The sequence below is a fragment of the Cellulosimicrobium sp. 4261 genome, from assembly GCF_040546915.1.
Lineage (GTDB): Bacteria > Actinomycetota > Actinomycetes > Actinomycetales > Cellulomonadaceae > Cellulosimicrobium > Cellulosimicrobium cinnabarinum.
This window is the reverse complement of the sequence record NZ_JBEPOQ010000001.1, coordinates 100,263-118,500: the sequence shown is the minus strand read 5'-3', so window position 1 is coordinate 118,500 and position 18,238 is coordinate 100,263. Positions and strand designations below refer to the sequence as shown.

The following is an 18,238-nucleotide window of genomic DNA, read 5'->3' as shown; positions in this document are numbered from 1 at the left end:
CGGATTCGCCGCGACGCGGTCGCGGACCCCGTGCTCGACGGCGGGGCTCGTCAGGGGAGAGCGGGGAGGGGCGGGACCTCCAGGCTGGTGTCCGCGTAGGGGGCGACGAGGAGCGTCGCGGTCGCCCAGCCGCGCGTCAGCAGGCCCGTGTCGGAGTCGGGCTCGGAGTGCCGCTCGGTGCCCGAGTACTGGAGCACGAGGTGCCGGTCGCCGTCCTCGTGGATGTTCGCCTGGACGAGCCCGAACGACGCGAGCGGCGCCTGCCGCAGCCCCCGCAGGCGGTCGGGGGCGACGTCGGGCACGTTGACGTTGAGCGTGCGGCGGTCGAGCGGGACCCCGGCGGGCGCGCCGTCCATCCACGCGAGCACGTGGTCCGTGACGAGCCGCGCGGTGTCCCAGTGGCGGGGCTCGGCGGCGTCGACGGACACGGCGAGCGAGCGGATGCCGTGCGTCATCGCGGACAGCGCCGCGCCGACCGTGCCCGAGTGCAGGATCGCGTTGCCCGTGTTCGCGCCCTTGTTCGCCCCCGAGAGCACGAGGTCGGGACGCGGGCCGAACCCGCCGTAGGCGGCGACGAACGCGATGAGCGCGGGCGCGGCGCGCACGGCGTAGGAGGTGACGTCGTCGGGCAGGCCGGGTGCCCGTCGCGGCTCGACGGCGAGCCGACCGTCACGCTCCGCGCCCAGCAGCGCGGCGCTCGCGCCCGACGACTCCCGGGCGGGCGCCGCCACGACGACCTCGTACCCGGCGTCGAGCGCCGCCCCGGCGAGCACCGCCAGGCCGGGGGAGTCGATCCCGTCGTCGTTGGTCACGAGTGCGCGCACGAGGTCCTCCTGGGAGTCGGGTCCGGGTACTGGTGCGGGGGCACGCTCCGCGGGGTGGCGTCAGGTCACGTCCTCGACCGTGACGCTGCGCGCGAAGCGCTCGATCTGGTCGCGGCGGCCGGTCCCGAGGCCTCGCCGCGTGACGTTGAGCGCCCCGGCCGCGGCGCCGAGACGCACGGCGTCGGGCAGGCCGAGCCCGCGCCCCAGCCCGACGGCGATCCCCGCCGTCATCGAGTCGCCCGCGCCCCGGTGGTCGACGGTGGTGACGCGGGGCGTCGTGACCCGGTACGTGTGCTCGCGCGTGACGAGCAGCGACGGGTCGTGCGCCCGGGACACGACGAGCGCGCGCGGGCCGGCGTCGACCATGGCGCGCGCGGACCGCAGGAGCGCCTCCTCGGACTCGTCGTCGCTGAAGCCGCCCTCGACGAGCTCCTCGTGGCTCATCTTCAGCACGACCCCCGGCGCGTCGGCGACGGCCCGTGCCTGGTCGGCGGAGAGGTCCGCGACGACCTGGCTGTCCGAGGCGTGCAGGTCGTGGGCGAGGCGGCGGAAGAACGACGCCGGGACCCCGACGCCCGTCTCCGAGCCGGTGAGGATCGTGACGGCCGCGTCGAGCGCGCTGACCAGGACGGTGCTGTAGAGGTCGTCGACCTCGTGCCGGTTCAGGGGGTAGGGGTCCATCGTCACGAGCTCGGTGCGCTGGCCGCTGCGCCGGTCGTGGACGAACGCCCCGTTGCCGCCGGTGCCGACGGTGCGCAGCTCGAGGTTCTCGGTGCGGGCGAGGTGCGCCGCGACGCTGCCCGTCTCGCCGCCGAACGGTCCGCAGACCACGACGTGCGCCCCGAGCGAGTACGCCATGCGGGCGAGCCACAGACCCTGCCCGCCCGGGTGGACGTGCACCTCCGGCGACGTCTCGGTCGGCCCGGCGGGCTCGATCTCGATCGCGAGCAGCGGGGTCAGCGCGAGCACGCACACCGCGGGCGATCGGGGCGCGCCGCCGGGACCGGCGGAGCTCGTCGCGGTGCCGGTCGGGGGCGCGCCCGAGGGCGCCGGCGGGGTCGTCGCGCTCATCCGTCGAGGCTAGGGCGACGTCGCGAGGTCCACCTCTCGGGCGCCCGGACGCCCGGCGTGGCCGAGCCGTGCGTCGAGCCAGCCGACGAGACGGTCGGGTCGGTCGGTCATGATGCCGTCGACGCCCTGGACCAGGAGGTCGTCCCACTCGTCCGGCGCGTCCGCGGTCCACACGTGCACCCGCAGGCCCGCGTCGCGCAGCGTCCTCACGAGGCCCGGCTCGTGCGCGAGCAGCGCGACCTCCGGGTTGCACGCCACGACCTCCAGGTCCGCGCACACCGCGACCAGCTCGTCGAGGCTGTCCGGGTGCAGCGCGAGGAGCAGCGCCCGGTCGAGGTGCGGGGCGGCGTCGCGCAGCGCGGCGACCGTGGGCGGCCAGAACGACTGGACGACCACCCGGTCCCCGATCCCGGCGGCGTCCACGACCCCCGTCACGAGCGCCGCGTCGTCGATCGTCCACACGCCCTTGAGCTCCACGAGCAGCTCGATCCCGGGCCGCTCGGCGACGAACCGCGCCGCCTCCTCGAACGTCGGGACGCGCTGGCCCGCGAACGCCCGCGCGAACGACGACCCGGCGTCCAGCGCCCGGACCTGCGCCAGCGTCAGCGCGTCCACGCGGCCGGTGCCGTCCGTGGTCTCGTCCACGACCTCGTCGTGCAGCACCACGACGTGCCGGTCGGCGGTGAGGTGCACGTCGAGCTCGATCGCGTCCGCGCCCGCGCGCCACGCCGCCTCGAACGCCGCGAGCGTGTTCTGCGGCGCGACGGACGAGTTGCCCCGGTGCCCGACGACGAGGGGCCGGCCCGCGCGGTCGGCGGCCGGTTCGAGGAGGCGGGGGCGGCGCGGTGGGTCGGACGGCTCCGCGGGCGTCCCGGGTGCGGTGCGGTCGAACGGCATGGTGCCAGTCTCGCGCGGGGTGGTGGTCAGCGCGCGCGACCGGTGAGCGCGAGGAGACGCGTGAGATCGTCGGCGCCGTCGTCGACGTCGAGGGGGCCGCGGAAGAGCGGGCCGGGCTCGAGGAACGTCGAGCGCGCCTCGGCGTAGCGGAGCGCCCACGCGACGAGCGCCGGGTCGAGCTCCTCGTCCCCGCCTGTCGCCCGGGCGAGGTCCCAGGCGTGCACCACGAGGTCGAACGTCATCTGCGCGCAGTACTCCGCGCCCGACTCGTCGCCGTACGAGAGGTGCACGCGACGGTCGAGGGCGTCGGGCGCGAGGAACGCCTCGCGCGCCTGGACGGACGCGTCGACCCAGCGGTCGACAGGGTCGTCGCCGAGCACGTCCCCGTCGAAGACGCCACCGACGTCCTCGATCCAGCGGCCCGCGAGCAGCTCCGGGGCCCACAGCTGCTCGGCCGTGACGTGGTTGACGAGGTCGCGCACGGTCCAGTCCGCGTCGGGCGTGGGGAGCGGCCACCGGTCGTCGCGCAGCGGGCGCACGAGCGCGTCGAACGCGCCGATCGCGTCGCCGTGGGCGGCGAGGACGTCCATGCGGGCCTCCCGGGGCCGGGTGCTGCGGTGAGCCTCCACCGTGGCACGCCCCGTCGCGCGCCGCAGGTCGAGCAGCGCGGCCCGCGGCCCCCGGGGACGGTGGGGGCCGCGGGCCGCCGTCTCACACCGACACGACGATCTTCACGTGGTCGTCCTTGTGGTCGATGAGCTCTCGGTACCCCTTCTCCACGACGTCCTCGACGGCGATGCGGCTCGTCACGAAGGGGGCGAGGTCCACCTTGCCCTCCTGCACGAGCCGGATCACGGCCGGGTGGTCGTCCGCGTACCCGATCGCGCCCTTGATGGTCAGCTCGCGGAGCAGGACCGTCATGACGTCGAGCGTCGGCGGCTCGGAGAACAGCGCCACGATCTGGAGCGTGCCGCCCGCCTTGAGCGCGCGGGTCAGCGTGTCGAGCACGGGCTGCGCGCCCGAGCACTCGATCGCGACGTCCGCGCCGCGACCGTCCGTGAGCTCGAGGACGCGGGCGGCGACGTCGACCTCGCGCGGGTCGAGCACGTCGTCGGCCACCCCGGTCTCGAGCGCCTTGGCCTTGCGCGCCCCGCTCACCTCGGTGACGATCGCGCGTGCCCCGATCGCGTGCAGCACCGCGCACGTGAGCAGGCCGATCGGCCCTGCGCCGCCGACGAGGACCGTGTCGCCCGCCTGCGCACCCGACAGCCGGACGCCGTGGTACGCGACGGCCAGCGGCTCGATGAGCGCCGCCTGGTCCAGCGGGACGTCGCCCACCGGGTGCACCCACCGCCGCTCGACGACGACGTGCTCGGCCAGCCCGCCGCCGCGGCCCGAGATGCCGATGAAGCCCATCTTCACGCACGCGTTGTAGAGGCCGTCGCGGCACGGCGGGCACTCGCCGCACACCATGAACGGCTCGACGACGACCGCGTCCCCGACCGCGAGGCCCTCGACGCCCTCGCCGAGCTCCTCGACCACGCCGGAGAACTCGTGCCCGAACACGACGGGCAGCGTCTCGCCCGACAGGGGGTGCGGCTGCGTCTCCGACGGCGCGGGCGGGAACGGGCCCTCGAGGTAGAGGTGCAGGTCCGAGCCGCAGATCCCCGTCCACGCGGGCCGGATCTTCACGGTCCCCGGCCGGGTCTCGGGCTCCGGGACGTCCTCGATCCGGAGGTCTTCCTTGCCGTGGTACCGCGCCGCCTTCATCGTGCTCACCTCGTCCGTCGTGCCGCGCGCACCGGTCGGTGCGCGGCGGCCGGTCCGGACGGGTCCTCGGTGCACCCTCGGCGACCCGTGATTCCCGACCGCACCTCCACGGTAGGCGGGCGCCCTCGCCCCGGGCTGCGCCGAAGGTCCCGCCGGACGGGGCCGGTCGTCGTCGACCGCGATACTGGGGCCCGTGACGCCGACCTCGACCCCGACCCTCGACCCGACCGCGCCCGGCGCCGGGCGCCGGCCCGCGCAGGGCGGAGCCGCCGCGTGACCGACCGGTGGACGTGGCCCGCGTACGTCGGCCTGCTCGGCGGCGCCCTGCTCTTCGCCGCCTTCCTCGTGCCCGCGCTCGCGTGGCAGTACCGGCGGTACGGACGCCTGAGCGGCCGGCGTCTCGTCGGTGCGGCGGCCGTCGCGGTCTACGGCGTCGCGCTCGTGGCGTACACGCTCCTGCCGCTCCCGAGCGGCGACCTCGCGCGGTGGTGCGCGCAGTACGGCGTCGCGGGCGCGGAGCTCGTGCCGTTCCACTCGCTCGCGGACGTCCGGCGGGAGACGGCCGGGCTCGGGCTCGGCGCGACCCTGCGCAGCACCGCCGTGCTCCAGGTGGTCTTCAACGTCGTCCTGTTCGTCCCCTGGGGTGTGCTCGTGCGGCGCTACCTCGGCCGCGGGGTGCTCGTCACGACGCTGTCCGGCCTGCTCGTGTCGCTCCTCGTCGAGACGACGCAGTACACCGGGATCTTCGGAGTCATCCCGTGCTCGTACCGCGTCGCCGACGTCGACGACGTGCTGACCAACACGCTCGGCGCCCTCCTCGGGGCGCTCGCGGCGCCCCTCCTGCTGCGCTGGATGCCGCGCGCGGGAGAGCTCGAGGCGCGCCGGGAGGAGGCCCGCCCGGTGACCGTGTGGCGGCGGTGGCTCGGGATGCTGCTCGACGCGCTGCTCGTCACGGCGCTGGGCGTCGTGCTGCAGGTCGCCTACCGCACGGTCCTCTACGCCCTCGGGCGGCCGCTGCCCGACGGCGCGGACTGGGCCCAGTGGATGCTCGGCACGCTCGTGCCGTTCGCGGTCGTGTTCGTGGTGCCGACGTTCCTGGGCGGCGGTGCCTCGTGGGGCCAGCGGACGGTGTGGCTCGCCCCGCGCTGGGCCGGTCGGCGCGGCACGACAGCGCAGCGCGTCGCGCGGGCGGCCGCGGGCGGCGCGCTGTGGGGAGCGCTCGGTCTGCTGAGCGACCTGCCGGCGGAGGTGCCGGCCGCGGTGGGGGTGGCCGCCTCGGTCGCGGCGCCGCTCGCGGCCCTGTTCGCGGTGGTGTCGGTCGTCGCGGTCCCGTTCACGCGGGGGCGCCGCGGGCTCTCGGGCGCGGTGAGCGGGGCGGAGCTCGTGGACGCGCGGGAGGTCCCGGTCAGCCCTCGGTGATCAGCCCGACGAGCAGCGCGACGGCGCCCCAGACGACGAGGCCGCCGCCGACCGCGATCGCGATGCCGCTCGCACCCGTCGACCCGGCGCGGCGCGCGCCGCGGACGGCCGTCGCGGCGATCGCGAGGCCGGACACGACGAGCACAGCCCCTGCCACGATCCAGAACATCGCCCATACCGTCGCATACGCCACCCCGTGCTGCATCGTGGACGACCGTCCAGGTCGGGCGTGTCGCACGGTGCGGACGCGTGCCCGGACCCACAGAACCGCGCCGTTCCGCGCCTCGTGAGCGGCCGTGCCCCGGATGCGCGCCCTCTGGGTGCTGCGCCCGGGCGCCCGAGACGTGAGACGGGTCGTGCCCAGGTCTGCGGCTGGCGGCCCGAGACGTGAGACGGGTTGCGCCCGGGTGTCGCCTGGCCGCACCGTGTGCGGGTGCCCCTCCCCACCGACGGCCCGCCCGTGCGCCGCATCCTCTTCCCCGGCCGCCACCACGTCGTCACGCGCTACCAGGTCGACTACCTCCGCGCGCTGCGCGCCGGGCTGGTGCACGACCTCGACGGGCGGCGCGTGCGCTGCGCCCCTGACGTGGAGGTCGTCTGGGTCGTGACGTCCGCCAACCACGCGGGCACGCGCCGCAACCCGCTGCCCGGGCACCGGCGCGAGGCGCTCGTCGAGAACGTCACGACCCGGGAGGGCCTCGCGTCCGTCGTCGTGCCCGTGCCCGACGTCGCGCCCGACGACCGCTTCGCCCACCTCGTCGTGACGAGCGTCGCGACCGCGACCGGCGTCGCGCCCGACCCCGCCGACACCGTCGTCGCGTGCTCGACGCCCGCGCTCGTCGACGCCTACCGCGCCCTCGGCTACCGGGTGGCGGGGGTCGAGCTCGACGCCGCCGAGCCGGGAGGCGACCTCCCCGCGCGGCCGTGGGACGTCGTCGAGCAGATCGCCGCGGGGGACGAGCGCTGGCGCGACGTCGCGCACCCCGCCGTGCCGGAGTTCTTCGCGCGCTACCGGTTCGTCGAGGACGTGCGGCGCATCTTCGCCGACCCGGTCGTGTCCGGCGACGGCGACCTCACGTCGACGCGCGACTACCGCACCTACGCCGCCGCGTTCGAGGACGCGTCGGCCCGCAAGTGGGCCCAGGTCGCCCCGCACGTGCGGCCCGGGCGGATCGTCGACATCGGGTGCGCGACGGGCGGGCTGCTGGAGCACGTGGCGCGTGAGCCGCGCCTGCACGAGTCGGACCTGTTCGGGGTCGACGTCGCGCGGCACCTCGTCGCGGAGGCCGAGCACAAGAAGGCGCAGGGCGTGTTCGCGAACCCGCACGTGTGGTTCGTGCAGGCCAACATCCTCGACCGGTCCGTGATGCCCGACGCTTCCGTCGACACGACCCTCACCGTCGCGCTCACGCACGAGGTGTCGTCGTACGGGGACGGCGTGCGCGACGTCGAGACGTTCGCGCGCCGCGTCCACGCGCACACGCGGCCCGGGGGTGTGTGGATCAACTCGGACGTGTGCGGCCCCGCGGAGCCGGACCGGGTCGTCGTGCTCACGCTGCGGACCGACGACGGCGTCGCCGCGACCGGCGACGGACCCGGCGGCGCGCGCACCGACCTCGACGACCTCGGGCGCGAGGACGTCGCGGCGTGGGTCGGGGAGCTCTCGACCGACGCCCGGCTCGTCCAGTTCGCGCACGACTTCCCCCGCCTCTCCGGGGCCGACTTCCGGCCCGAGCGCGTGCGCCCCGGGTCGTGGCGGCTCACGCTGCGCGAGGCGATGGAGTTCCTCACGCGCAAGGACTACGTCGACAACTGGCTGTCCGAGAGCCACGAGCGCTTCTGCGACCTCACCGGCCCCCGGTGGGCCGAGCTCCTCACCGCCGCCGGGTTCGAGGTCGAGCCGGGGAGCGGGGCGTGGCGCAACGAGTGGGTCGTCGCGCACGCGTTCGCGCCCGTCGCCGCGCTGCACGACGCCACGACCGGCGAACCCGTCGACTGGCCCGACACCCACGTCCTCACCGTCGCCCGCCGCCCCGAGCTCGCCTGACCTGCCCGCACTGCCGGGGTAGGGCCCCGGTCTCACGGCGTGCGCGAGGTAGAGCCCTGGTCGCGCGAGGTGGAGCCCCGGTGGGTCGAGGTAGAGCACCAGCGGGCTGAGGTAGAGCCCAGGTCGTGACCTCGGCTCTCCCTCACCGGACGGGCTCTCCCTCGGGAGGGCGTGGCGGCGTGGTCGTAGGCTCGGAGCGTGCTCCTCGACGCCCGCACGCTGCGCGGCCTCCAGGACGGGACGGTGACGCTGGCGTTCCGCCGCTGGACGACGCCGCGCGTGCGCGTCGGGACGCTCCAGCGCACGCGCGTCGGCGTCGTCGAGGTGACGTCGGTCGAGCGCGTGCCCGTCGGTCCGGACGGCAAGCCCGCCGTGTCCGACGACGAGGCGCGGCTCGCGGGGATGGCCTCGCCCGAGCGCGTGCTGGCGCGGGGCGCCGGGCGCGAGGGCGACCTCTACCGCGTGGGCCTGCGGCTCGCCGGCCCGGACCCGCGCGTCGCGCTGCGTGGGGACGCGGACCTCGACGCGGACGCCGTCGAGCACATCCACGCCGCGCTGGCGCGGAAGGACCGGGCCGCCGCGGAGCCGTGGACCCGCCGGTACCTCGAGCTGATCGGTGCGCACGAGGGCGTCGTCGCGCGCGAGCTCGCCGCCGGGCTCGGGACGGCCCGCGACGACTTCAAGGTGCGCGTGCGCCGGCTCAAGGAGCTCGGCCTCACCGAGAGCCTCGACGTCGGGTACCGCCTCTCGCCGCGCGGGAGTGCCTACCTCGCCGCGACGGAGGGCGACGACCCTTCCTCGTGAAATCAGGGCTCCGCCGCGCACGACCTGGCCTCTACCTCGCGAGACCAGACCTCTACCTCTCGTGACCAGGCCTCTACCTCGCGTGACCTGGCCTCTACCTCGCGGACCTGGGCTCTACCTCGGCGAGGTAGAGCCCAGGTCGTGCCTGACGGCGAGGCGTCAGCGCCTGAGGGCTTCCTGTGGCGTCGTCGTGTCCGCGATCTGCGAGCCGTCGCCGATCGCCGGGAGGCCGTCGATGCTCGTGGTGTTCTTCGTGACGCGGTAGGCCTCGAGCTGTTCCGGGGTCTTGCGGTCGGCCCAGCGGTCGAGCAGGTCCCGGTCCTCGACGAGCGCCATGCGGGGCACGGAGAACCCGCACGAGTCGGAGACCCGCGTCACGTCGACGACCACGACGCCGCGCTGGCCCGCCGTCTCGCGCTTGGGGAAGCGGGAGCGCAGCGCGTCGAACTCCGGGCTGCCGGCCTCGACGTACCGACCGGTCCCGTGGAAGCGGACGATGTTCGGCGGGCCGTCGAACGCGCAGAACATCACGACGATCCGACCGTTCTCGCGCAGGTGCGCGGGCGTCTCCGCGCCCGAGCCGGTGTAGTCCAGGTAGGCGACGCGGTGCGGCCCGAGCACGGCGAACGTCCCGGCCATGCCCTTGGGCGCGACGTTCACGTGACCGTCCGCCGCGAGGGGGGCGGTGCCGACGAAGAACACCGGCTGCGCGAGGACGAACGCCGCCAGCCGGTCGGTGATCTCTGCGTGCACGGTGGCCATGAGGGGAGTCTGGCACCGGTGTGGGAGGGCGTCGATAGCGTCCGGTGGATGAGCACGAGGACGGCACCGGACCACGACCCGAAGGCGACGCTGCTGCGGTACCTGAGCCGGGAGCGCGACGCGCTGCTCGCCACGGCGGAGGGGCTGAGCGAGTACGACGTCCGCCGTCCGCTCACGCGCACCGGCACGAACGTCCTGGGCCTGGTGAAGCACGTGGGCAGCGTGCAGCTCGGCTACCTGCACGAGGCGTTCGGCGGCACGCACGACCTCGACATGCCCTGGTTCGCCGACGACGCCGAGGTGAACGCCGACATGTGGGCCACGGCCGACGAGAGCCGGGAGGAGATCCTGGAGCTCTTCCGCCGGTCGTCGGAGCTGTGCGACGCGACCGTGGCGTCGCTCGACCTCGACGCGCCCGGGCACGTCCCGTGGTGGCGCCCGGCGAACCGCGACGTCACGCTCCACCAGGTGCTCGTGCACGTGCTCGCGGAGGTGGCGCACCACGCCGGGCACGCGGACATCGTGCGCGAGCTCGTCGACGGTGCGGCGGGGAACGGCCCGAGCAGCCTGCCCGCGCTGGACGACGACGCGTGGGTCGCCTACCGCGCGCGGGTCGAGTCCGCGGCGGTCGAGGCCTCCCGCCGCGCGGGGGAGCGACCCTGAGCGGCGCTCGCCACCACGGTCGGGGTCAGGCGCGCTCGAGCAGGACCGCGACCTCGTAGTGCGACGTCTGCGGGAACATGTCGAGCACGCGCGCCTCGCGCGGCCGGAGCGACGGCATGAGGGCCAGGTCGCGCGCGAGCGTCGTCGCGTTGCAGCTCGAGTAGACGACGTGCCCGACGCCGGACCGCTCCAGCCAGGTGCTGAGCGTCTCCCCGATGCCGCGCCGTGGCGGGTTCACGACGACGAGGTCCGGCACGTCCTGCCGTGGGAGGGCGAACGCGGTCGCGTCCTCGGCGAGGAAGGTCGTGCGGTCGAGCCCGGCGTCGCGCGCGGTGAGCCGCGCGCTCGCGACGGCCTCCGCGCTCGTCTCGACGCCGACGACGTCGCGACCGGGCCCCGCGACGTGCAGCGCGAACCCGCCGACGCCGCAGTAGAGGTCCCAGACCGAGGCGGGTGCGGCGTCGTCCACCCAGGCCCGGCCCTGGCGGTAGAGGGCCGCGGCGACGTCGGTGTTGGTCTGGAAGAAGCTCTGCGGGCGCAGGTGGAGGTCGATCCCGTTGACGTGCATGCGCAGCGTCTCGGCCTCGGTGAGGACGATCTCGGTCTCGCCCTCGACGACGGCCTTGTGCTCGGGGTGCAGGTTCACGGACACGACGCGCAGCGACGGGAGAGCGTCGAGCAGGGACGGCAGGTGCTTGCGGACCCGCGGCACGGACTCGGTGGACCGCAGGACGAACCGCGCCATGAGGTCGCCGTCGGGGGAGAGGGTGACGAGAACGTACTTGAGCTCGCCGCGCCGGGAGCGGACGTCGTAGGGGACGAGCCGCGCGCGCGTCACGAACTCCGCGAACGCGGGGAACGACGCCTGGAGCGCGGGCGGGTAGAGGGGGCAGTCGGTGAGGTCGACGCCGCCGCCCTCCGCGAGGATCCCGAGCACCGGGGCGTCGGTGGTGCCGGTGACGACCATCTTCGCCTTGTTGCGGAAGCCGGACTCCGCCGACCCGACCGTCGGCAGCCAGGCGAGGTCCGGGGCGAGCGGGGCGAGGAGCTCGGCGCAGTGCTCCTGCTTGCCGGTGACCTGCGTGGGGTAGGCGAGGTCGAGGAGGGTGCACGACCGGCACCGGCCGGCGTCGTAGTGGTGGCACTGCACTCGTTCGAGTCTACGGGCGACCCAGGTCCGTCCCGAGGCGCGCGGACGCGCCCGGACCGCGGCGGCGTCCCGCGCGGACGTGGCGCGAGGTGCGCCGCAGAAATCTGAGGGAGCGCTCCCTGGCGTCGTGAGCCGTCGTCCGTTACCGTCGTGGCAGCGCTTCCACACCTCCTGTGGCAACGCTGTCGCCGGGACGGTCCGGCGACCGGTTTCGACGGAGCAACCGAACAGGAGCAGATCCCGTATGCCTCACGACAGGAAGAACAGCAGCAGACGAGCGTGGGCCGCGCTGTGCGCCGTGGTCCTCGCGGTGAGCGGGGCGCTGGTCGGCGTGGCGGCGCCCGCGAGCGCGGTCCCCGCGACCATCCCGCTGACGATCACCAACGACTCGGGCAGGGGGCCGATCTACCTGTACGTCCTCGGCGAGCGCGACGGCGTCGCCGGCTGGGCGGACGCGGGCGGCACGTTCCACCCGTGGCCCGGTGGGGTCGGGCCCGTGCCCGTCCCGGCGCCCGACGCGTCGATCGCCGGCCCCGGCCCCGGCCAGTCCGTGACGATCCGGCTCCCGAAGCTGTCCGGGCGCGTCTACTACTCCTACGGCCAGAAGATGTCGTTCCAGATCGTGCTCGACGGGCGGCTCGTCCAGCCCGCCGTCCAGAACGACTCCGACCCCAACCGGAACATCCTCTTCAACTGGACCGAGTACACGCTCAACGACGGCGGCCTGTGGATCAACAGCACGCAGGTGGACCACTGGTCCGCGCCGTACCAGGTGGGCGTCCAGCGCGCCGACGGGCAGGTCCTCAGCACGGGCATGCTCAAGCCGAACGGCTACGAGGCGTTCTACACGGCCCTCGAGAGCGCGGGGTGGGGCGGGCTCGTGCAGCGCGCGCCCGACGGGAGCCGCCTGCGCGCGCTCAACCCGTCGCACGGGATCGACGTCGGGAAGATCTCGTCGGCCTCGATCGACTCCTACGTCACCGAGGTGTGGAACTCGTACCGCACGCGCGACATGGTCGTCACGCCGTTCTCCCACGAGCCCGGCACGCAGTTCCGCGGCCGGGTCGACGGCGACTGGTTCCGCTTCAGGAACGGGTCCGGACAGGAGGTCGCCGCGTTCAAGAAGCCCGACGCGTCGAGCGTGTACGGGTGCCACAAGGACCTCCAGGCGCCCAACGACCACGTGGTCGGGCCGATCGCCCGTACCCTGTGCGCGGCGCTCGTCCGCACCACGGCGCTGACGAACCCGAACCAGCCCGACGCGAGCAACGCCGGCTTCTACCAGGACGCCCGCACCAACGTCTACGCGAAGCTCGCGCACCAGCAGATGGCGAACGGCAAGGCGTACGCGTTCGCGTTCGACGACGTCGGCGCGCACGAGTCGCTCGTCCACGACGGCAACCCTCAGGCCGCGTACATCAAGCTCGACCCGTTCACCGGCACGGCGACACCCATCGGGAACGGCGGCAGCACCGAGCAGCCGGGCACCCCCGGCGGTCTGCCCACCGGGACGGGCGCGCTCCGCATCGGGAGCACCCTGTGCCTCGACGTCCCGTGGGCCGACCCGACCGACACCAACCAGGTCCAGCTCGCCACCTGCAGCGGCAACGCGGCGCAGCAGTGGACGCGCGGCACCGACGGGACGGTGCGCGCCCTCGGCAAGTGCCTCGACGTCGCGCGCAGCGGGACGGCCGACGGCACCGCCGTGTGGATCTACACGTGCAACGGCACGGGCGCGCAGAAGTGGACGTACGACTCCGCGACCAGGGCGCTGCGCAACCCGCAGTCCGGCAAGTGCCTCGACGCCCAGGGCGGCGCACCGCTGCGTGACGGCCAGAAGGTCCAGCTCTGGACCTGCAACCAGACCGACGCCCAGCGCTGGACGCTCTGACCGCGTTCGTCGCCCGAGCGGCACCGCACCCCGGTGCCCGACGACGCCCGCTCCCGGGACGTCGTCGGGCACCGGCGTGCGGGCCGGGGACGGCCGTGCCGAGCGCGCCGGGTGTCAGGCCGGCCGGGTCGCCTTGCCGTCGAGCCACAGCGTGTCCGAGTCGTCGCGGTGCGAGCCGTCCGACCCCACGTGCTTCGACGAGATCTGCGGACCCTTCGTGATGACGTGGACCATCGCCATGCCGTGCCCGCGGCCGAGGCCGTAGTCGTCCCGGAGCCACTCGAGGATCGGGGTCGCCTTCGTCGTCTCGTCGAACCCGCGCTCGTGCGCGAGGTCGACCAGCTGGCGCGGGGTCAGACCGGTCTTGTCCTCGACCGCGTCGAGATAGGCCTGGAAGGACATGCGAGCTCCTCGTCGTCGGGGCGGGTCGATCGACCCGCCGCGAACCTACCGACGACCGCCCACACCCGGACTCATCGGTCGGGGCGCACGCTCCCGCGGGGCGGCCGGTGCGCCCGCTCGCCCGAGCGCAGCACGTCCATCACCGCGTTCTCCACCAGGACCGGCACGAAGTCGCGCACGTGCGCGGCCTGGTACCGGCCCAGCTCCGCGAGCACCTGCTCGCGGACGTCGTCCACCGGAACGTCCGGGAAGCGCGTGCTGACCCGCTCCACCACGACGTCGATCTCGCGGTCCTCGTCCTCGATCGCCATGGTCCGACGGTCCGGCCGCACCCCTCCCGCGCGCAACCAACAGGGGATGAACAGGCGGCGGCCAGCCGCCGATCCGCCAGGGGCCGACGGCAGGGCGCGGCCCCGGGAGAGCCGGACGGGACGGGGTGCGGGTCGGAGGTTCGCGTGTCAGGGTGGCCGCTCCGCTCCTTCAAGCCGCTGGAGGTACCCCCGCGTGGACGACCAGACCCTGATCGACGTCCCCCTCGACGACGCCGACCTCATCACGTCGATGCCGCCCGAGGAGTACCAGCCCGTGGAGGAGTGGGTGCTCTCCACGACGGAGGAGCTCTCCGCGCTGCGCGCCGGCCTTGTCGCGCGGCTCGAGCACGAGGGCGTCGCGTCGACCGGTCGGCTCTCGTCCACTCCGGACAAGCTCGTCCTCATCGCCTCGGAGCTCGCGACCAACGCGCTGCGCCACGGCCTGCCCCCGACGATCGTGCGCCTCGCCCGCAGCGGTGACCGGTTCCTCCTCGAGGTCGCCGACCACGACGTGTCCACCGAGCCCGTCTACGCCGGGCGCCGCATCCCCGGCGCGGGCGGCGTCGGCCTGCACATGGCCCGCCAGCTCTCGCTCGACGTCGGCTGGTACCGGACCGACGACGTCAAGACCGTCTGGGCGACGTTCACGGCCTGAGCGTCCGCGGATGAGCGAGGTGCTGACGCGTCCCCGGCGGGAGGTGGGCCCCGTGGGGTTCGAACCCACAACCTACGGATTAAAAGTCCGCAGCTCTGCCGATTGAGCTAGAGGCCCCGGACGCCGGTGGCGTCCACGCACAGGCTACCCGCGCCCCGCCGTCGGCAGCCCCGACCGAGATCGGCAGCCCCGACCCGGATCGGCACGTGCGACTGCCGATCCCGGCACGAACTGCCGATCCCAGCAGAACCTGCCGATCCGTCGTCGACCCCCGCGGGCGCGCACCCTATGCGGCGCTCGGCGACGTGTCACCCGCGGTCTTGCTCCGTGAGAAATGTGGTGAGAACCGGGCGTCTCGCTTGCGACGACCGCGAGTTCTTGTTTCGGTGGAGAAGACCGAGGAGCCCGCGGGAGGGTGCACCGACGGCAGGTCACGCCGGCCAGGCGTGGGCCGCACGGACGTGTCCCGCAGGTTCCGCCCGGCGACGAGAGGAGCTCTCGTGCTTACCCTGACCGACAACGCCCGTACCGCTGTCCACGACCTGCAGACCCAGGCCGGCGTCCCCGAGGGAGGCGGTCTGCGGATCGCCGAGTCCGCGGACCAGGCGGGCAGCTTCGAGCTCGCGCTCGTCCCCGCCCCGCAGCCCGACGACACGGTCGTGGAGAACGGCGAGGCGAAGGTGTTCGTGGAGTCCGCCACGGCCCCGACCCTCGCGAACCTCACGCTCGACACGGACCCGAACGCGCAGGGACCGGCGTTCGTCCTGACGCCGCAGGGCTGACGGGACGTTCCCGGCGCTCGCGCCGGACCATCTCGACGACGCGTCCTCCTCCTCCAGGCGCGTCCTCGGTCCCACGACGGGCCGCTCGCTCCGGCGGGCGGCCCGTCGTCGTGTGTCGACCGGTGTGCGAGGGCCGCTCGACCGGGGTGCGACCGGGGTGCGAGGGTCAGGCGGCCGGGCCGACGATCCACGACCCGCCGAGCACGGCGGCGCCGACCGTCACGACGAGGAACACCCCGACCCAGAACAGGCCGGGCAGGCGGGTGAGGCGCGCGAGGATGTCGGCGTCGGAGGTGCCCGCCCGGCCGCGCGACCGCTCGGACTGCAGCTCCAGCACCGGCCGCACGGCGCCCAGCAGGAGGAACCACGTCACGGCGTACGCGACGGCGCTCTGCACGGGCGGCGTCGCCCACCACGACACGCCGACGAGCGCGGCGCCGGTGACGAGCACGGACCAGAGCCCGAACCAGTTGCGGATCTGCAGCAGCATGAGGGCGAGCAGCACGACGAGCAGCCACAGCAGCCCGACGGCGTACCCCTGGCGGAGCAGCGCGGCCGCCCCCAGACCGATGAGGCCGGGGCCGACGTACCCCATGAACGCGGTGAGGACCATGCCGAACCCGCGCGGGCGCCCGGACGACACGGTGAGCCCCGACGTGTCGGAGTGCAGGCGGATGCCCGCGAGCCGACGGCCGGTCAGCAGGGCTGCGATCGCGTGCGACGCCTCGTGCGCGATGGTCACGACGTGCCGGGCCACGCGCCACACGGGCGTGACGAGCACGACGACGAGCGCGAGGGCACCCATCGCGACGACCACGGCGGCCGCCGGGGGAGGGACGGGCGTCGTCGCGGCCTCCCACACCTGCCCGACGACGTCCCCCACGGACGCGGCGACGTCACCGCCCGCGGTGGAGGCGTGGTCGAGCGATCCTGTGACCAGGTCTCGGGGGAGGCCGGGCAGGGCGGTGAGGGCGTTCGCCAGGGCGTGCACGCGCGACATTCCACCACAGGGCCCTGTGCCCGAGGGTGCCGAGACGCACCTCACCCGGCCGCCCGTCGTCGGGCATGAGACACTGGACGTTCGAGGGCAGCGCGATCCCGCGCGCCCGGCGTCGTGGAGATCCCCCCGGATTGCGTGCGGCGGACCCCGACCTTGAGCCCCGAGAGGCCCATCACCTGTGACTTCCTTTGCCGACTTCGGCCTGCCCACCCCTGTCGTGCGCGAGCTCTCGCGCCAGGGCATCGACTCCCCGTTCCCCATCCAGACCGCCACGCTGCCCGACTCGCTGAAGGGCCGTGACGTCCTCGGCCGCGGTCGCACCGGCTCCGGCAAGACGCTCGCGTTCTCGCTGCCGACCGTCGCCCGCCTGTCGTGGGCGAAGTCGTCGCGCCACCCGCGCCGGCCCCGCGCGCTCGTGCTGTGCCCGACGCGCGAGCTCGCCAACCAGATCAACGCCACGATGGAGCCGGTCGCCAAGGCGCTCGGGCTCGTGACGACGACGATCTTCGGCGGCGTCGCGCAGTCGCGCCAGGTCGCCGCGCTCGACAAGGGCGCCGACATCGTCATCGCGTGCCCGGGGCGCCTGGAGGACCTCCTCAACCAGCGCCTGCTCACGCTCGACGGCATCGAGATCACCGTGCTCGACGAGGCCGACCACATGGCCGACCTCGGCTTCCTGCCCGGCGTGAAGCGCATCATGGACAAGACGCCGAAGCAGGGGCAGCGCATGCTGTTCTCCGCGACGCTGGACAACGGCGTCGACCAGCTGGTCAAGCGGTACCTCAGCAACCCCGTGCGCCACTCGGTGGACGACGCCGCGGCCGCGCCCCCGCAGATGACGCACCACATCCTCGCGGTGCGCGACGCGGACGCGAAGAAGCAGATCGTGCACGAGCTCGCCTCGGGCACGGGCCGCCGCGTGCTGTTCATGCGCACCAAGCACCAGGCGAAGAAGCTCGCGAAGCAGCTCACCGCCGCGGGCGTCCCCGCCGTCGACCTGCACGGCAACCTCGGCCAGGGCGCGCGCGAGCGCAACCTCGAGGCGTTCTCGTCGGGCGCGGTCAAGGTGCTCGTCGCGACGGACATCGCGGCGCGCGGCATCCACGTCGACGACGTGGAGCTCGTCGTGCACGTCGACCCGCCGGCGGAGCACAAGGCGTACCTGCACCGCTCGGGCCGCACGGCCCGCGCCGGGTCGGAGGGCGTCGTCGTCACCGTCATGCTCCCGGAGCAGCGCGGCGACGTGCGCGACCTCACGCGCAAGGCCAAGATCACGGCGCAGCCGCAGCAGGTCGCACCCGGCGATGCGACGATCCAGGGGCTCGTCGGCGAGGTCGCGGAGTACGTGCGCCCGGCCGACATCACGCCGCCGCAGACGCAGGCGAAGCGCGGCACGGGCTCGACCAACGGCGGGTCGCGCGCGTCGCGTCGTGGCCGGGGCGGCCAGGGCGGCGCACGCCCGGCCGCGCAGCCCGCGGGCCAGGGCACGACGGCGTCGCGCGCCGGGGGTGCCTCGCGGCCCGCGCGCTCGTCCGGCGGCCGCCCGGAGGGTGGCCGCGGCGCGTCGACCGGTGCGGGCAGCGGTGCGGCCGGGGCGGGCCAGTCCGCGGGCCGCCGTCGCGGCGGCCGCGGCCGCGCGCAGCGCCCGGCCGGCGGATCGAGCACCGTGTACTCGACCTCCAGCCCGCGCTGACGCCCCACGCTGAGTGCAGGAAAAAGTCGCGGTCGAACCGATTCGGCCGCGACTTTTTCCTGCACCCAGCGGGTGGGGTGGGGCCGGGAACACGGGA

At 74.6% G+C, this 18,238-nt stretch carries 19 protein-coding genes and 1 tRNA gene; 8 read left to right on the top strand and 12 right to left on the bottom strand.

Translation table 11 applies throughout. From position 1 onward, the window contains the following. Window positions 1-50 precede the first annotated feature (50 nt). From surE to ABIE39_RS00515, 5 genes are all read right to left on the bottom strand, one after another. Complete coding sequence (gene surE / locus ABIE39_RS00535) at window positions 51-824, bottom strand: 5'/3'-nucleotidase SurE (RefSeq protein ID WP_175007572.1); 774 nt, start codon at window positions 822-824, stop codon at window positions 51-53. Window positions 825-884: 60 nt separating this feature from the next. Then, the gene (locus tag ABIE39_RS00530) at window positions 885-1,895 is read right to left on the bottom strand and encodes a 1-phosphofructokinase family hexose kinase (RefSeq protein ID WP_354049937.1); all 1,011 of its coding nucleotides are present in this window, start codon (window positions 1,893-1,895) and stop codon (window positions 885-887) included. 9 nt (window positions 1,896-1,904) lie between these two features. Further along, window positions 1,905-2,792 carry a glycerophosphodiester phosphodiesterase family protein gene (locus tag ABIE39_RS00525; protein WP_175007574.1) on the bottom strand — a complete coding sequence of 296 codons (888 nt, stop codon included), beginning with the start codon at window positions 2,790-2,792 and terminating at the stop codon, window positions 1,905-1,907. Between the two features lie 26 nt (window positions 2,793-2,818). Next, complete coding sequence (locus tag ABIE39_RS00520; RefSeq protein ID WP_209828303.1) at window positions 2,819-3,382, bottom strand: TIGR03086 family metal-binding protein; 564 nt, start codon at window positions 3,380-3,382, stop codon at window positions 2,819-2,821. A 121-nt stretch (window positions 3,383-3,503) separates the two neighbouring features. Next, window positions 3,504-4,562, bottom strand: a complete 1,059-nt coding sequence (locus tag ABIE39_RS00515) for a 2,3-butanediol dehydrogenase (RefSeq protein ID WP_021483082.1) — start codon at window positions 4,560-4,562, stop codon at window positions 3,504-3,506. Between the two features lie 273 nt (window positions 4,563-4,835). Between ABIE39_RS00515 and ABIE39_RS00510 the strand changes: the two genes are divergently transcribed. After that, a complete protein-coding gene (locus tag ABIE39_RS00510; protein WP_209828305.1) occupies window positions 4,836-5,981 on the top strand; it encodes a VanZ family protein in 1,146 nt (381 codons plus the stop codon). On the opposite strand, the gene ABIE39_RS00505 is transcribed toward ABIE39_RS00510, so the two are convergent. Continuing rightward, on the bottom strand, window positions 5,968-6,150 hold the full coding sequence (locus ABIE39_RS00505; protein ID WP_074805561.1) for a hypothetical protein: 183 nt from the start codon (window positions 6,148-6,150) through the stop codon (window positions 5,968-5,970). The two genes, ABIE39_RS00510 and ABIE39_RS00505, sit on opposite strands and share 14 nt — an antisense overlap. A gap of 264 nt (window positions 6,151-6,414) precedes the next feature. Between ABIE39_RS00505 and ABIE39_RS00500 the strand changes: the two genes are divergently transcribed. Further along, a complete protein-coding gene (locus tag ABIE39_RS00500) occupies window positions 6,415-8,028 on the top strand; it encodes a methyltransferase domain-containing protein (RefSeq protein WP_354049934.1) in 1,614 nt (537 codons plus the stop codon). A 198-nt stretch (window positions 8,029-8,226) separates the two neighbouring features. Continuing rightward, window positions 8,227-8,832: an ASCH domain-containing protein gene (locus ABIE39_RS00495; RefSeq protein WP_175007577.1), complete on the top strand. Its 606-nt coding sequence runs from the start codon at window positions 8,227-8,229 to the stop codon at window positions 8,830-8,832. Between the two features lie 159 nt (window positions 8,833-8,991). Here the strand turns inward: ABIE39_RS00495 and ABIE39_RS00490 are convergent, their stop codons facing one another. Next, window positions 8,992-9,594 carry a pyridoxamine 5'-phosphate oxidase family protein gene (locus ABIE39_RS00490; protein WP_175007578.1) on the bottom strand — a complete coding sequence of 201 codons (603 nt, stop codon included), beginning with the start codon at window positions 9,592-9,594 and terminating at the stop codon, window positions 8,992-8,994. Window positions 9,595-9,642: 48 nt separating this feature from the next. On the opposite strand from ABIE39_RS00490, the gene ABIE39_RS00485 reads away from it, so the two are divergent. Then, window positions 9,643-10,257 carry a DinB family protein gene (locus ABIE39_RS00485; RefSeq protein WP_175007579.1) on the top strand — a complete coding sequence of 205 codons (615 nt, stop codon included), beginning with the start codon at window positions 9,643-9,645 and terminating at the stop codon, window positions 10,255-10,257. Window positions 10,258-10,282: 25 nt separating this feature from the next. Here ABIE39_RS00485 and rlmC read toward each other — a convergent pair whose 3' ends face one another. Then, complete coding sequence (gene rlmC / locus ABIE39_RS00480; protein WP_354049931.1) at window positions 10,283-11,407, bottom strand: 23S rRNA (uracil(747)-C(5))-methyltransferase RlmC; 1,125 nt, start codon at window positions 11,405-11,407, stop codon at window positions 10,283-10,285. A 244-nt stretch (window positions 11,408-11,651) separates the two neighbouring features. Between rlmC and ABIE39_RS00475 the strand changes: the two genes are divergently transcribed. Further along, window positions 11,652-13,298 (top strand): glucan endo-1,3-beta-glucosidase, encoded by a 1,647-nt coding sequence (locus ABIE39_RS00475; RefSeq protein ID WP_175007581.1) that lies wholly within the window; start codon window positions 11,652-11,654, stop codon window positions 13,296-13,298. A 114-nt stretch (window positions 13,299-13,412) separates the two neighbouring features. Here ABIE39_RS00475 and ABIE39_RS00470 read toward each other — a convergent pair whose 3' ends face one another. Next, the gene (locus ABIE39_RS00470) at window positions 13,413-13,700 is read right to left on the bottom strand and encodes a DUF4287 domain-containing protein (protein ID WP_034651273.1); all 288 of its coding nucleotides are present in this window, start codon (window positions 13,698-13,700) and stop codon (window positions 13,413-13,415) included. Window positions 13,701-13,771: 71 nt separating this feature from the next. Further along, window positions 13,772-14,011, bottom strand: a complete 240-nt coding sequence (locus ABIE39_RS00465; protein ID WP_043655044.1) for a three-helix bundle dimerization domain-containing protein — start codon at window positions 14,009-14,011, stop codon at window positions 13,772-13,774. A gap of 193 nt (window positions 14,012-14,204) precedes the next feature. On the opposite strand from ABIE39_RS00465, the gene ABIE39_RS00460 reads away from it, so the two are divergent. Continuing rightward, window positions 14,205-14,666 carry an ATP-binding protein gene (locus tag ABIE39_RS00460; protein ID WP_209828309.1) on the top strand — a complete coding sequence of 154 codons (462 nt, stop codon included), beginning with the start codon at window positions 14,205-14,207 and terminating at the stop codon, window positions 14,664-14,666. A gap of 44 nt (window positions 14,667-14,710) precedes the next feature. On the opposite strand, the gene ABIE39_RS00455 is transcribed toward ABIE39_RS00460, so the two are convergent. Beyond that, a tRNA-Lys gene (locus ABIE39_RS00455) sits at window positions 14,711-14,783 on the bottom strand. Between the two features lie 383 nt (window positions 14,784-15,166). Between ABIE39_RS00455 and ABIE39_RS00450 the strand changes: the two genes are divergently transcribed. Continuing rightward, window positions 15,167-15,448: a HesB/IscA family protein gene (locus ABIE39_RS00450; RefSeq protein ID WP_021479822.1), complete on the top strand. Its 282-nt coding sequence runs from the start codon at window positions 15,167-15,169 to the stop codon at window positions 15,446-15,448. A gap of 166 nt (window positions 15,449-15,614) precedes the next feature. On the opposite strand, the gene ABIE39_RS00445 is transcribed toward ABIE39_RS00450, so the two are convergent. After that, window positions 15,615-16,331, bottom strand: a complete 717-nt coding sequence (locus ABIE39_RS00445; RefSeq protein WP_255436980.1) for a M50 family metallopeptidase — start codon at window positions 16,329-16,331, stop codon at window positions 15,615-15,617. Window positions 16,332-16,626: 295 nt separating this feature from the next. On the opposite strand from ABIE39_RS00445, the gene ABIE39_RS00440 reads away from it, so the two are divergent. Beyond that, a complete protein-coding gene (locus ABIE39_RS00440) occupies window positions 16,627-18,141 on the top strand; it encodes a DEAD/DEAH box helicase (RefSeq protein ID WP_175007583.1) in 1,515 nt (504 codons plus the stop codon). Window positions 18,142-18,238: the final 97 nt, after the last annotated feature.